The organism is Janthinobacterium sp. PAMC25594, assembly GCF_019443505.1.
Classification (GTDB): Bacteria; Pseudomonadota; Gammaproteobacteria; order Burkholderiales; family Burkholderiaceae_D; genus Janthinobacterium.
Genome location: NZ_CP080377.1, coordinates 4,901,110 through 4,915,190, shown reverse-complemented (window position 1 = coordinate 4,915,190; position 14,081 = coordinate 4,901,110). Strand labels below are relative to the sequence as shown.

Annotated in this window: 10 protein-coding genes; 3 read left to right on the top strand and 7 right to left on the bottom strand. The window is 65.3% G+C overall.

Annotation, left to right across the window (positions count from 1 at the left end):
• The first annotated feature begins 2 nt into the window (after positions 1-2).
• Both KY494_RS22030 and KY494_RS22025 read left to right on the top strand, forming a co-directional pair.
• A complete protein-coding gene (locus KY494_RS22030; RefSeq protein WP_219132774.1) occupies positions 3-1,247 on the top strand; it encodes an ABC transporter substrate-binding protein in 1,245 nt (414 codons plus the stop codon).
• Positions 1,248-1,249: 2 nt separating this feature from the next.
• Positions 1,250-2,014, top strand: coding sequence for an ABC transporter permease (locus KY494_RS22025; protein ID WP_219888239.1), 765 nt, complete (start codon positions 1,250-1,252; stop codon positions 2,012-2,014).
• Here KY494_RS22025 and KY494_RS22020 read toward each other — a convergent pair.
• The 6 genes from KY494_RS22020 to KY494_RS21995 all read right to left on the bottom strand — a co-directional run bounded on the left by KY494_RS22020 (position 2,011) and on the right by KY494_RS21995 (position 6,751).
• Positions 2,011-2,757, bottom strand: a complete 747-nt coding sequence (locus KY494_RS22020; RefSeq protein WP_219132772.1) for a 1-acyl-sn-glycerol-3-phosphate acyltransferase — start codon at positions 2,755-2,757, stop codon at positions 2,011-2,013. The two genes, KY494_RS22025 and KY494_RS22020, sit on opposite strands and share 4 nt — an antisense overlap.
• A gap of 148 nt (positions 2,758-2,905) precedes the next feature.
• A complete protein-coding gene (locus tag KY494_RS22015; RefSeq protein WP_099762175.1) occupies positions 2,906-4,207 on the bottom strand; it encodes a dihydroorotase in 1,302 nt (433 codons plus the stop codon).
• A 24-nt stretch (positions 4,208-4,231) separates the two neighbouring features.
• Positions 4,232-5,197 carry an aspartate carbamoyltransferase catalytic subunit gene (locus tag KY494_RS22010; RefSeq protein WP_034746695.1) on the bottom strand — a complete coding sequence of 322 codons (966 nt, stop codon included), beginning with the start codon at positions 5,195-5,197 and terminating at the stop codon, positions 4,232-4,234.
• Positions 5,190-5,714 (bottom strand): bifunctional pyr operon transcriptional regulator/uracil phosphoribosyltransferase PyrR, encoded by a 525-nt coding sequence (gene pyrR / locus KY494_RS22005; RefSeq protein ID WP_219888238.1) that lies wholly within the window; start codon positions 5,712-5,714, stop codon positions 5,190-5,192. The genes KY494_RS22010 and pyrR overlap by 8 nt, the downstream gene beginning before the upstream one ends.
• Positions 5,715-5,753: 39 nt before the next feature.
• Positions 5,754-6,152 carry a Holliday junction resolvase RuvX gene (gene ruvX, locus KY494_RS22000; protein ID WP_257571952.1) on the bottom strand — a complete coding sequence of 133 codons (399 nt, stop codon included), beginning with the start codon at positions 6,150-6,152 and terminating at the stop codon, positions 5,754-5,756.
• Entirely contained in the window at positions 6,149-6,751 is a 603-nt protein-coding gene (locus KY494_RS21995) for a YqgE/AlgH family protein (RefSeq protein WP_219891693.1), read from the bottom strand. Before KY494_RS21995 ends, ruvX begins: the two co-directional genes overlap by 4 nt.
• Positions 6,752-7,137: 386 nt before the next feature.
• Between KY494_RS21995 and KY494_RS21990 the strand changes: the two genes are divergently transcribed.
• The gene (locus tag KY494_RS21990) at positions 7,138-8,601 is read left to right on the top strand and encodes a deoxyribodipyrimidine photo-lyase (protein ID WP_219888237.1); all 1,464 of its coding nucleotides are present in this window, start codon (positions 7,138-7,140) and stop codon (positions 8,599-8,601) included.
• A 155-nt stretch (positions 8,602-8,756) separates the two neighbouring features.
• Here KY494_RS21990 and KY494_RS21985 read toward each other — a convergent pair whose 3' ends face one another.
• Positions 8,757-14,042 carry an Hpt domain-containing protein gene (locus KY494_RS21985; RefSeq protein WP_219888236.1) on the bottom strand — a complete coding sequence of 1,762 codons (5,286 nt, stop codon included), beginning with the start codon at positions 14,040-14,042 and terminating at the stop codon, positions 8,757-8,759.
• Positions 14,043-14,081: the final 39 nt, after the last annotated feature.

Sequence of the window (14,081 nt, the reverse complement as noted above, 5' to 3'; positions counted from 1 at the left end):
TCATGTCCCTCCAAGCAGATAACAAACCCCTGCACATCTGTGCCTCCTCCGATTGCGACTGCGGCCTGACGCGGCGCGACTTCCTGCGCATGTCGGCCCTGGCCACGGCCAGCGTCGCTTCGCCGCTGCTGTTCGCCGGCGACGCCATGGCCCAGCAAGGTCCGAAAGGCGACGACCAGCCGGTGAAGATCGGCTACCTGCCGATCACCGACGCCACCCCGCTGCTCGTCGCCCACGCCCGCAAGCTGTTCGAGGCGGAAGGCTTGCAGGCGGAAACGCCGCGCCTGTTCCGCAGCTGGGCACAGATCATCGAAGCCTTCGTCGCCGGCCAGGTCAACGTCATCCATCTGCTGTCGCCGGCCACCCTGTGGGTGCGCTACGGCGCCAAGTTCCCGGCCAAGGTCGTCGCCTGGAACCACGTCAACGGCTCCGCGCTGACGGTGGCCAACGAGATCAACAAGGTCTCCGAGCTGGGCGGACGCACGGTCGCGATTCCATTCTGGTACTCGATCCACAACATCCTGCTGCAGCAAATCCTGTCCTCCAACGGCCTGACCCCGGTCACGCGCGCGCGCAACGCCACCATCAAATCGAATGAAGTCAACCTGATCGTGCTGGCACCGGCTGAAATGGTCTCGGCACTGGCCAGCAAGTCGATCGCCGGCTACATCGTGGCCGAGCCGTTCAATGCGGCGGCGGAAAACGCCGGTATCGGCAAGATCCTGCGCTTCTCGGGCGACGTGTGGAAAAACCATGCATGCTGCGTCACTTTCTTGTCCGAGCGCGACATCAACACGCGTCCCGAATGGGCGCAGAAGGTCACCAACGCCATCGTCAAGGCGCAGCTGTGGACGCGCTCGAACCAGGTCGATACGGCCAAGCTGCTGTCGAACGTGGGCGAGCACCGCTACACGCCGCATCCGCTGCAGGTGCTGACCAAGGTGCTGGCCACCACCGATTACGCGAGCTATGAAAAGCAGGGCCTGATCGTGCACAAGAACTGGCAGCAGCGCCGCATCGACTTCCAGCCCTATCCATTCGCCTCGTACACGGAAGAACTGGTGCGTGCCATCGGCCGCACCAAGGTCGAAGGCGATACGCGCTTCCTGGCCAATCTCGATCCGAAATTCGCCGCGCGCGACCTGGTCGATGACCGCTTCGTGCGCAAGGCCATCACGGCAGTCGGTGGCCCGGCCGCCTTCGGCTTGCCGGCCAACCTGCTGCGCAGCGAAACCGTGGCGGTCTGACGATGGCAAAGAAGTTGTTCACGAAGTTCGGCCTGCCCCTGGTGGGGCTGGCCTGTGCCTTGCTGTTGTGGTCCATGGGCGTGACGGCGCTGGAGAAATCCACGCCGATCGCCACCGCCTTCGCGCCGCTGCCCACGGCGCTGGCGTTCCGGGAAATGCTGAGTGGTTCGGATATCTGGCTGCACGTGGTACTGAGCCTGCAAAGGGTAGCTGTCGGCCTGGGGCTGGCGATCATCATCGGCGTGCCGCTGGGCGTGCTGGTGGCCATGTCGAAAAGTTTTTCCGGCGCGGCCATGCCGCTGTTCCAGCTGCTGCGCATGATTTCGCCGCTGTCGTGGATGCCGATTGCCGTGATGGTGCTGGGTGTCGGCGACGCGCCCGTGTACTTCCTGCTGGCGTTTGCGGCCGTCTGGCCTATCCTGCTCAATACGGCGGCCGGCGTGGCGCGCCTCGATCCGAACTGGCTGCTGCTGGCGCGCAGCCTGTCGGCCACGCGCAGCGAGATCGTCTTCAAGGTGATTTTGCCGGGCATTACGGCCGATATTCTGACGGGCGTGCGCCTGGCCATCGGCATCATCTGGATCGTGCTGGTACCGGCCGAAATGCTCGGCGTGTCGGCCGGCCTCGGCTACTTCATCCTCGATACGCGCGACCGCCTGGCGTACTCGGAACTGATGGCCGCCATCGTGCTGATCGGGATTTTAGGGTTTATGCTCGACTACCTGGCCCGCGCCGCGCACGCGCGCTGGCTGCACGTGAAGAACTAAGCGGCTTTTTCCAGCGGCAGCGCAGCGGCCACCGCCGCCTGCGTTGCCGCCGCCAGCTCACGCCGGTGCGCGTCGGCCGTACCGACGGAAGCCAGACAGGTCAGGCGCGCCGTGATCGGTGGACCGCTCAGGATCGCCACCATGCTTTGCGCAAAGCTCATGTCGCCGATGAAGTCGACGGCGTGATGCAAGGCCCCCTTGTCATCCACATACACGAGCGCGAACGGTTGCACCGGCACTTGCGCGTCGATGGCCGCCTCGAACAGATTCGCGTGAAACGGCAGGATCTGTCCTTGCGCGGCGGTCGTGCCTTCGGGGAAGAACGCAATGCGCTCGCCCGCCGTCAACTTATCCACCAGGCCCTGGAAGATCAGGCGCAGGTCACGCTTGCTGCCGCGCGAAATGAAGATGGTGCCGGCGCGCCCCGCCAGCCAGCCGAGGATCGGCCAGGCGCGGATTTCCGCCTTGGCGACGAAACGGCAAGGGTGGATGGCATTGATGACGAAGATGTCGAGCCACGAGACGTGGTTCGCCACCACCATCGCATGGTCGAGTGCCGGCACGCTGTCGGCCGGCAGCGCCACGTGCACGCCGCAGATGTCGAGCAACTGCGTCGACCAGCGGCGGATGCGCCGGTTGCGCCCCTCCAGGTCCAGCCAGGGGAACAGCACCGCGCTCTTGGCCATGCCGCAGCTCAGGTGAATGGCGATACGCGCGAGGCGGTAGGTAAGCAGAAGTTTCAAATGACACCAAGGTTGGAAGCAAATCCATACAGCCGCGTAGGTCGGCTTAGCTGCGCCGGTAAGGCGCTGCGTAAGCCGACAGGAGCCGCCATGGACTTGTCGGATTACGCGTACCGCTAATCCGACCTACGGCTCCGATACAAAAAATTTAACGCTGAAACGCCACCCGTCCAGCCACGATGGTCGCCTTGACGATGCCGCTCAGCTCATAGCCGAGGAAAGGCGTGTGCTTGCCCTGGCTGGCCAGCGACGCCGACGACACGGTCCAGCGCGCGGCGGGATCGAAGACGCAGATGTCGGCCGCTTCGCCCACGGCCAGGCTGCCGGCTGGGATGCCGGCGACACGGGCCGCGTCGGACGTGACCTTGGCCACGGCGCGCGCCAGTGGACGGGCACCCGCTTGCGGCTGGTTCAAGGCATAGTCGTCGGCCCATTTCAGGGCCAGCGACAGCAGCAGTTCCAGACCCGTGGCACCGGGCGACGCTTCGCCGAACGGCAGCAGTTTTTCATCGTCGTCAACGGGCGTATGGTCCGAGCACATGGCGTCGACCGTGCCATCCAGCAGGCCGGCGCGGATCGCATCGCGGTCGCGCTGGCTGCGGAACGGCGGCGTGACGCGCGCGTTCGAGTCGAAAAAGCCGATGTCGGCGTCCGTCAGGTGCACATGGTGCACGCCCACGTCGCAGGTGACGGGCAAGCCTTCGGCCTTGGCAGCGCGGATCAGTTCCAGGCCCGCCGCCGACGAAATGCGGCACAGGTGCACGCGCGCGCGGCTGGCGCGCATCAATTCAAAGATCGTGTGCAGGGCGATGGTTTCGGACATCACGGGCACGCCGGACAGGCCCAGGCGCGACGCCAGCGGACCACTGTGGGCGATGCCGCCACGGCCGATATGCGGATCTTGCGGGCGCAACCAGACCGTGTAGCCGAAGGTATTCGCGTACTGCATCGCGCGCAACAGCACGGTGGTGTCTTCGATCGGCTCTTCCGCCTGCGCGAAGCCGATGCAGCCCGCTTCCGTCAGTTCCGCCATTTCCGTCAGCGACTTGCCTTTCAAGCCCATGGTCAGCGCGCCCAGCGGGTGCACGTGGGCCTTGTTCTGCGTCTTGGCGCGGTATTTCAGCATCTCCACCAGACCCGGCTCATCTAACACCGGGTCGGTGTCGGGCGGGCAGACCAGGCTCGTGACGCCGCCTTGCAAGGCCGCCTGCAGTTCCGATTCCAGCGTCGCCTTGTATTCATAGCCCGGCTCGCGCAGGCGCGCAGACAGGTCGACCAGGCCGGGGGAAACCACCAGGCCGGCCGCATCAAACGTGGTGTCAGCCTTGAAACCGGCCGGGGCGCTGCCCACGGCCAGCACTTTTCCATCGGCGATAAACAGGTCTTGCAAGCCATCGATGCCGTTGGCAGGGTCGATCAGGTGGCCGTTCTTGATATGTAGTGTCGTCATGCTCGCTTACTCGTCCTTGGGCTATCAGCCCTGATTACCAGCCAAAATACTCATCACCGCCATGCGCACAGCGATACCGAACGTCACCTGCGGCAGGATCACCGCCTGCGGACCGTCGGCCACGGCCGAATCGATCTCCACGCCGCGGTTCATCGGCCCCGGATGCATGACGATGGCGTCCGGTTTCGCCAGCGCCAGGCGCTCGGGCGTCAGGCCGTAGCTCTTGAAATATTCCTGCGCCGAGGGCAGCAGCGCGCCGCTCATGCGTTCGTTCTGCAGGCGCAGCATGATGATCACGTCCACGCCTTTCAAGCCTTCATCCATGTTGGTGAAGGTGCGCACGCCCATTTGTTCCAGGCCGCCCGGCAGCAAAGTGTGCGGGCCGATGGCGCGCACTTCCGGCACGCCCAGGGTGGTCAGCGCGTGGATGTCGGAACGGGCCACGCGGCTGTGCAGGATGTCGCCCACGATGGCCACCGTCAGGTTCGTGAAATCCTTCTTGTAGTGGCGGATCGTGTACATGTCGAGCAGTCCCTGGGTCGGGTGCGCGTGGCGTCCGTCGCCCGCGTTGACGACGTGGACGTGCGGCTGCTTGGTGTCGATCAGGTGCTTGGCGATCAGGTAGGGCGCGCCCGACTGCGCGTGGCGCACGACGAACATGTCGGCATGCATGGCCGACAGGTTGTCGATGGTGTCGAGCAGGGACTCGCCCTTGCTGGCCGACGAAGCCTGGATGTTCAGGTTGATGACATCGGCCGACAGGCGCTTCGAGGCGATCTCGAAGGTGGTGCGGGTGCGCGTGGAGTTTTCAAAGAACAGGTTGAAAACGCTCTTGCCGCGCATCAGCGGCACCTTTTTCACATCGCGGTCGGAGATGCCGACGAACGAGGAAGCGGTATCGAGGATGTGGTTGACGATAGACTTCGGCAAGCCTTCGATCGTCAGCAGATGTTGCAGTTCGCCGTGTTTATTCAGTTGCGGATTAAGCATGGTGGGTATCTATGGTGAGCGTGAATTTTCCATCGTCGGCTTGCTTCAGGACCAGGGCCTGGCCCGCCGGCACGGCAGTGAAGGCAGCCACGAAATCGGCGGCCACCGGCAACTGGCGCTCGCCGCGGTCGACCAGGGCGGCCAGCATGATCTTGGCCGGACGGCCATAGTCGAACAATTCATTAATGGCCGCGCGCGTGGTGCGGCCCGTGTACAGCACGTCGTCGACCAGCAGGATGGTGGCGCCGGCCACGTCGAAGGCGATCTGCGTCGGCTTGACGTCGGCATGCAGGCCTTTCTGCGCGAAGTCGTCGCGGTAGAACGACACGTCGAGCACGCCCAGGCGGTCGAGCAGGTTCAGGTCGCGCGCCAGGCGTTCGGCCAGCCAGGCGCCACCCGAATGGATGCCGACGATGGCCACGTTGGGGATGCCCGCCAGGCCGCTCTGCACCTGCTGCAGCAAGACAGCGTACAGGGCCTCGGCGTCGAGTTGGGAAGGATTCGTAAGATGCGGCATAGAGTTCTTAATCATTCAGGATTGGAGGCTAAGGTCAGATTAATAATTCGCGTCGAAATACTGTTGCAGGATGATGGCGGCGGCGCGGTCGTCGATGACTTCGCCGCGCTTGGCGGCGATGACGGCCGAGGAATAGCGCTCGTCGACCAGTTCCACCGGCAGGTTGAAGCGGCCATGCACCTGGTTGGCGAAACGGCGGCAACGCGCGCTCATCTCGTGTTCCGTGCCATCGGGATGGCTGGGCAGGCCCACCACGATGCGGCTGGCGCCCCACTCCCTGATCAGGCTATCGATGGCGGCAAACTTCGGCTCATTCGCCGTGGCCGTGATCACGCTGAGCGGCTTGGCCTGGCAAATCATGCTATTGCCGATGGCCACGCCGATGCGTTTCAAGCCGAAATCGAAGGCGAGGATGGTGTCGATGGCGTCACCGCTCATGCGTGTCCGGCTTCCGATGCCAGCATGAGGGGGTCGATGCCCAGCAATTTGATGGCCGCCACGTAACGCTGCTCGATGGGGAAGTCAAACAGGATGTCGGCCGAGGCACCCACCGTCAGCCAGCCGTTGCGGCCGATCTCGTCTTCCAGCTGGCCCGGGCTCCAGCCCGAATAGCCGATCGAGACGAGCAGGCGCTCGGGACCATCACCCTTGGCGACGGCTTCGAGCACGTCGATCGAGGTGGTAAACGCGATTTCATCGGTCACCGTCAGCGACGAGGAATAGTGCGCGCCCGGCGTATGCAGCACGAAGCCGCGGTCGTCCTGCACGGGGCCGCCGAACATGATCGGTTCATTGATGATGGGTGTGTCGCTGCCGGCCGCCAGTTTCAGGTCGATGCGGTCGAACAGCACTTCCATGGTCATGTCGGTGGGTTTGTTGATGACGACGCCCAGCACGCCGTTTTCATTATGTTCACAAACGTAGACGACCGTGCCGCCGAAGATCGGATCTTGCATGGCCGGCATCGCAATCAGGAAATGGTTGGCCAGATTCAAGGTGGAGAAACCTGTCGCGGCCGGCTCTCCCACACCCTGCATCAAACGATGCCCTGGTAGAGTCTGGTCGATTTTACTCTTTTTCATACGCGATGCTCTCTCTGTGGGCTTGCTGGCAAGTCTCGCTTACCCCGCTATCGTACGCCTGGCGCAAGCGGCCGCGAATGCTGGGCGGCGCGCACCGTGTTGCCAGGCGCTATTCTTGTTATGTTGTAAATTAATGGTCAATTCGCTTTGCCTGCCGACGCATTTCAATGCCAATTGTAAAATTGACTGCACAATCGCTGTCGCACATAAACCACCACGAACATACCCGCTAGTTTACACTGAATTGCCGCCGCAGCGACGCCAAAGGCACGACGCGCGCGGCCATAAAGCCCTGTTGGCGGCAAAAAATGGCCTATCTTTGACCCTGAACACGCAAAATAATGACAATTAAGACTTCCCTGGTGTGGTTCCGGCGCGATCTGCGCGCATTTGACCATGCTGCATTGCATCACGCCCTGCGCCAGAGCCAGGCCGTGCATTGTGTCTTCGTATACGACACCGCCATCCTGGCAGCGCTGCCGCGCCGCGACCGGCGGGTCGATTTCATCCATGCCAGCGTGGCCGAACTGGCCGACGAGCTGCGCCAGCTGGGCGGCGACCTGATCGTGCTGCACGCGGACGCCGCCGAAGCCATCCCGCGCCTGGCCGCCGAGCTGAACGCCGACGCCGTGTTTGCCAACCACGACTACGAACCGCAAGCGATCGCCCGCGACCGCAGGGTAGCGGCCGCGCTCACGCACGAGACGCGCCTGTGGTTCAGTTTCAAGGACCAGGTGATCTTTGAAAAAGACGAGGTATTGACGCTCTCGGCCAAACCCTACACCGTCTACACGCCGTATAAAAATGCCTGGCTGAAGAAAATGCGCGCCGAACCCGGCTGCCTGGCGCCGTTCGCTATCGAACCGCACGCGGCCAGCCTGGCGCCGCCGCGCAGCGGCACGCCGGCCCCGCTGCCCACCTTGGGGGAGCTGGGTTTCGAGGCCAGCAACCTGGCCGAACTGGCCATTCCCACCGGCATGTCGGGCGCCAGCACGCTGTTCGAGGATTTCCTGCCACGCCTGGCCCGCTATGACGTGGCGCGCGATTTTCCTGCCCTGAAGGGGCCGTCGTATTTGTCCATGCATCTGCGCTTCGGCACCGTGTCGCTGCGCTACCTGGTGCGCAGCGTGGTCGACCTGATGGACCGGGGCGGTGGCGGCGACGGCGCGCCCGTGTGGCTGGCCGAACTGATCTGGCGCGATTTCTACGCCATGATTTTGTACCAGAACCCGCATGTGGAAGGCGGCGCCTTCAAGCCGGCCTACGATGCGATCGCCTGGGAAAGCGGCCCCGAAGCCGATGCCGCCTTTGCGGCCTGGTGCGAGGGACGCACCGGCTATCCGCTGGTGGACGCGGCCATGGCACAGCTGAACCAGACCGGCTATATGCACAACCGGCTGCGCATGGTCACGGCCTGCTTTTTGATCAAGGATCTGGGCATCGACTGGCGCCGCGGCGAAGCATATTTCGCGCTGCACCTGAATGACTTCGACCTGGCGTCGAACAACGGCGGCTGGCAATGGGCTTCGTCGTCCGGTTGCGATGCGCAGCCCTACTTCCGCATCTTCAATCCCATCACGCAGTCGGAAAAATTCGATGCGAACGGGCGCTTCATCCGCCGCTACCTGCCGCAGCTGAAGGCGCTGGGCGACAAGGAAATCCACGCGCCCTGGCTGGTGCCGCGCATGCTGCTCGAGCAAAAAAACATCGTGCTGGGACGCGACTATCCTGAACCCATCGTGCAGCACGACGAGGCGCGCAAGGAGACGCTGGAGCGCTATGCGGTGGTGAAGGTGGCGGGGTAAGCAGGTAATTGATTGGCATTGCGGTGATGTCGGGTTACGCGCTGCGCGCTAACCCGACCCACCCGACATGCGCCGTCGTGCAAGAGCGTAGGTCGGATTAGCGGGGCAAGGCCCCGCTAATCCGACAACATGGTTGGCGTTAGCGTTGGCGTCGATTACGCCACGTCACCGCCCAGCAAGCACCCCACTTCCACCAGCAATTCCTCTTCCTGGAACGGCTTGCCGAAATACGCATTCACGCCCAGCTCGAACGCGTGCGCGCGGTGCTTGTCGGCGCTGCGCGAGGTGACCATGATGATGGGGATGGCACGTGTCTTGTCATCGCTGCGCACATTGCGCGTCAGGTCGAAACCGTCCATGCGCGGCATTTCCACGTCGACCAGCAGCACGGCCGGCATGGCAGCCGGTTCCAGCGCATGCAACTGCTCCAGCGCATCGAGGCCATCCTTGGCCAGCAGCACCTGATAGCCTTCGCGCTCGAACAAACGCTGCATCACGCGGCGCACCGTCAGCGAATCGTCGACCACCATCACGCGCACGGCCGGCACAGCCAGTGCGCTGGAGGCGGCGTGCTGTTCGCTGCTGGCCAGCGCATACTGCGACAGCAGTTCCGGGTGATGCTCGAGGTGCTGCGCCAGCGCCACCGGATTGAGAATCAGCACGATGTCGCCCGTGCCCAGCACCGTGGCGCCGGCGATGCCCGGCATGCGCGCCAGTTGCGGGCCCACATGCTTGACCACGACCTCGCGGTTGCCCACCACGTCATCAACCTGCAAGGCCAGCCTGTCATTGCCATTCCTCAGCAGCAGCACGGGCGCATGGCGCTGCGTGGCCTGCGCCGCTGGCGTCTCGCCCAACATGGCCGACAGGTGGTGCAGCGCCAGCGACTGCCCGTGCGACTCGATGCGCCCGGCCGCCCGCACCTGCTCCAGCTGCTCGCCTTTCAGGTGCAGCACCTGCTCCACCAGTACCGATGGCAAGGCATACGTCTTGCCGTTCGCCGCCAGCAGCACCACTTGCGTGACGGCCAGGGTCAGCGGCAGGTGGATGGTGAAGCGCATGCCCAGGCCCGCCTGCGTCAGCGTTTCCACGCGCCCGCCGAGGGCCAGCGCTTCGGAGCGCACGATGTCCATGCCAAAACCGCGCCCTGCCAGTTCCGTCAGGCTGTCGGCGGTGGAAAAACCGGGCGTAAAAATCAGTTCGGCCGCCTGCGCGTCGCTCAAAGGCGCGTCCGTCGCCACCAGGCCGGCGCCGTGCGCCTTGGCGCGGATGCGTTCCAGGTCCAGTCCCGCGCCGTCGTCGGAAAAGGCGATCGCCACTTCATTGCCCTGCTGGCTGACCTGCACCAGCAGCTCGCCCGTCTCGCTCTTGCCTGCTTCCAGGCGCGCGGCGCGCGGCTCGACGCCGTGCACGATGGCGTTGCGCAGCAGGTGCTCGAACAGTGCCGCCATGCGTTCGAGCACGCTGCGGTCGATTTCCACGCCGCCGCCGCGGATGTCGAGGTTGACGCGCTTGTCGACTTCCTTGGCGCTTTGCCGCGCCACGCGGAACAGCCGTTCGGCGATGCTGGCAAACGGCACCATGCGGATCTGCATCAGGTCGCGCTGCAGCTCGCGCGTCAGCCGCGCCTGCAGCACCAGGTCGTCCGTCACCGCGTCGACACTGAGGCTGAGGTTTTCATGGAACGAGGCCACGTCGTTGACGCTTTCGGCCATCATGCGCGTGAGTTCCTGCAGGCGCGTAAAGCGGTCGAATTCGAGCGGGTCGAATTCGCGCTCGCTGCCGACGGCCATGCGCGAGGCAATCTGCGATTCGGCCTGCATTTCCACTTCGCGCAGCTGGCGCCGCAGGCGCGCCAGGTTGTCGGAAAATTCGGATAGCGAAGCGCCCAGCACGCCAACTTCATTTTCCATTTTAGAACGCGTGATCGACACTTCGCCGGCCTGGTTCACCAGGCGGTCGAGGATATCGGCGCGCACGCGCACCAGCGCCGCCTTCGGTTCGGCGGCCGGCGTGTCTTCCATGCCCGGCAAGGGCAGCAAGGGTTGCTGCAGCTGTTCGAACAGGTGCAGCGCATGGTCGTAATGGGCCAGCAATTCCTCGAAGGCCTGCGGCGTGGCGGTGCCCGCGTGCAGCATGTTTTCGATATGCGTCTCGATTTCATGCGCATGCTGGCCCAGGCGCATGGCGCCGGCCATGCGCGCGCTGCCCTTGACCGTATGCAGGGTGCGCAGCAGCATCTGCGCCTGGCCGCTGTCGTGCGGCTGCTGCTGCCAGCTGCGCAGCGCCTCGCCGATCTGCGGCAGCAGGTCGGCACCCTCTTCCAGGAAGACGGACAATAAATCGAGGTCGAGTTCATCGCTGATGCCGGCGCTCGCCGCCAGCAGCGCGGCCGCATCGGCCGGCATGATGGCGGGCGCCGGCGCTTCCGGCGCCGCGTGCTCCAACGACGGCGCGTGCTCGAAGCCGGCGTCGAACAGGTCGTCGCTGGCGCCGCTGTCCTGCACCGGCGCTGGTGCCGGCACTTCAGCCGCAACGGGTTGCAGCGCGTCGGCGACGATGCTCGCATACGTCGCCTCGAACAAGGTCTCGAGCTGCGGCAGAGGGACTTCGGCGAGTGGCTCGGCAGCTTGCGCCGGCGCGCCGACGATGCTGGCGTAGGCGGCCGCAAACAGGGCGTCGAGCCGCGCTTCCTGGCTCTCGCCGGACGGCGCCGTCAGGGCGCGCCACAGGGTATTGAGCGCTTCGATCATGTCCGGCTGCGTTGGCGCCAGGTCGCCCAGCGCGAACGCCTGCAGCATTTGCGCGATGCGCTGCGTGGCCTGTTCCAGCACGTCGTGCTGTTCGGCGCGCAGGCCGGCCAGCGGCGGCACCACCGTCTCGATCACCGTTTCCAGCGCGTGCGCCATGTCGCGCAGGGACTGGAAACCCACCGTGCCCGACGTTCCCGCCAAGGTATGCACGGCTTGCAGCGCGTCCGCGCTGACGGCACGCTGTTCATGGCGCCATTCGCCAAAGTCGCGCGTGAGCACGCGCAGCAATTCATCCGTCTCGGCCAGGTAAATGTTGTACAAGGGGAGGCTGACGCGCAGTTCACCGACGTGCTTGAGGTTATCGTCAGGCGCTTCGTGGGCGGCGGGCGCCGTGGCGGACGGAAAGCCGATCACATTGCCGTTGCCGGCCAGCGGTGCGGCCGATGCCGGGCGAGGCTTGCGCAGTTCGAACGGACCGCCTTCGCGCACGCGCTCGGCCGCCGCCAGCAGCATGCCGGCCTCGCGCTCGCGCCCCGCGCCGCCTTCCAGTTCCGCCACCCATTCGCTGAGCTGGTACCAGCCGTAATTGAGCAGGGTGAACAGATCATCGCTGACAGGGCGCGCTTCGGCCAGCCAGATATTCATCACGCGTTCGATGGCGCCGGCCGCCTCGGCGAACTGCGCCAGGCCGATCATGCGGCTGCTGCCTTTCAAGGTGTGGAACGAGCGGCGCAGCATGGCCAGGTGCTCGCCGCTGGCGGCCTGCTCGCGCGGCAGGGCCAGGGTGGTGTCGACAAAGGCCAGCACTTCGCGCGCTTCGGCGATGAAGATGTCGAGCATCTGCGCATCGACATCGGTCACTGCCGGCGCGGCATCCATGCCGGCGGGCGCGGCGGGCGCCAGGGCCTGGTCGAGCAAGGGCACCGGTACGGCACCGGCGGCGGCGACTTTTTCAAATGGCAGCGCGCGGAAGGTGCCGGCGGCGGCATCAAAATGGAAACGCCCGCTGGCCGCTTGCGCGTTGCGGCCCAGCATATCGACAAAAAATCCCAGCGCGCTGACATTTTGCGCGATCTCGTCGAGCGCCCCGGCGTGGGCCTCCGCCTTGGCGTCCGCATTGGCGTCGCCAGCGGCCAGCTGCCGCACGGCCGCATCGACCTGCAGCACGGCGGCGCGCGCGTCTTCCTGTCCCAGCCCGGCCAGCTGCTGCTGCAACTGTTCCAGCACGGGGGCGACGCCGTCGAGTGCCGCTTCCCGCGAGGCATCCGCGTAATACGCATTGAGCGCCTTTTCCACCTGGCGCAGACCCGTCTTCATGTCCTCGGCCAGCGCGGCCACCGTCTGGCCCTGCTCGATCTGGCGCGACAGCTCGCCCGCCGTGACGGGTGGCGGCGCTTCACCAGCCAACAGCGCCTGCAGGCGCGCGGCGATGGTTTCCGCATTGCCAGCAAAATCGTCGGGCAGGCGGCGCACCTGCTCCAGCCCCGTGTCGGCAAACAGCAGCGCCATGCCGATTTCATTTTCCAGCGCCGCGCTGCGCCCGCTGGCCACGGCTAGCCGCGCCACGGCCGCGCATTCGCGCAGCAGGCTGGCCAGGGCCGGCTGCTTCAGGATGTCGGTCTGTGCCGCCACCTGCTGCAAGGACTGTTCGAATGCGTCGCCCAGGGCAGGATCGAGGTCGGCTTGCGCCAGACGACTCCAGCTGGCGCGCGCCTGCGCCAGGGCCGCGCGTGCGCCTTGCAAGGCCTCCTGGTCGACCTGGCCGTAACGCCGCGTTTCCAGGTCGGCGGGCACCATGCCTTCCAGCGCGAAGGCGGCGCGCAGCTGACGTGCCTCAGATGTGGGCTCGGGTGCCGCGGCGATGAAGAACAGGGCGTCGCGCAACATCGCTTCGGGCAGGCTGGCCGTGCCCTGCGCCAGGCGGCGCAATTGCAGGTTGATCAGGCCGAACAACTGTTTGACGTTGAGCGTGCCCATGCCCTCGCCGCTGGCCGCCAGTCCCGCAAACGCCTGCATGGCGAACCAGAAGGTACGCGCCGGCGCTTCCTGCTGCGCGTCGGCCACCAGGGTCAAGGTGGCATGCAAGTCGCTGGCGTGCTGGCGCCGCGCCGCATCATTCTGCGCTTTCAGAAAGGGCAGCAAAGACTTTTCAAAGCGCCCGCGCCAGGCAGGGTAATCGGCTGCCGGCGGCGCCTCCGCCAGCGCGATGGCATGCCCTTCCAGCATCGATGCAGGCGGAAAAAACAGGTCGGCCGGGTGGATGCGCTCGGCGCCCAGCATGGTTTGCAGGTCGCGGTAGTAGGGGAACAAACGCGTCGGCTGCGGCGGCGTGCCGGCCACCAGGTCTTCCAGGTACTCGGTCAGGGCCTGATACAGTGCGGCGACGATCTGCGCATGGTCGAGCGTATATTCGAGGCTGCCGTCGCGCAAGCGCGCCAGCGCCTGTTCCGCGCCATCCGTCAGCAGGCTGGCGCCAACCACGTCCACCATCACCAGCGCGCCATGCGCCTGGTGCAGATGCGAGCGTGCATGCTGCAGGGCCGTGGCGCGTTCCTCGCGCTCGCGGCCGCCCGCCTCGAACAGCGCCGTTTTCGAGCGGCCCAGCGCCTCGCGGATTTCCACCATCACCCACGACAAAGGTTCGCTGTCGAACGGCTTGGACTGCTGCGGACTATCAGGTGTGCTCATGCATGCCTCGGTAAGGAAATCGCCTGGACTGGCGCGGCG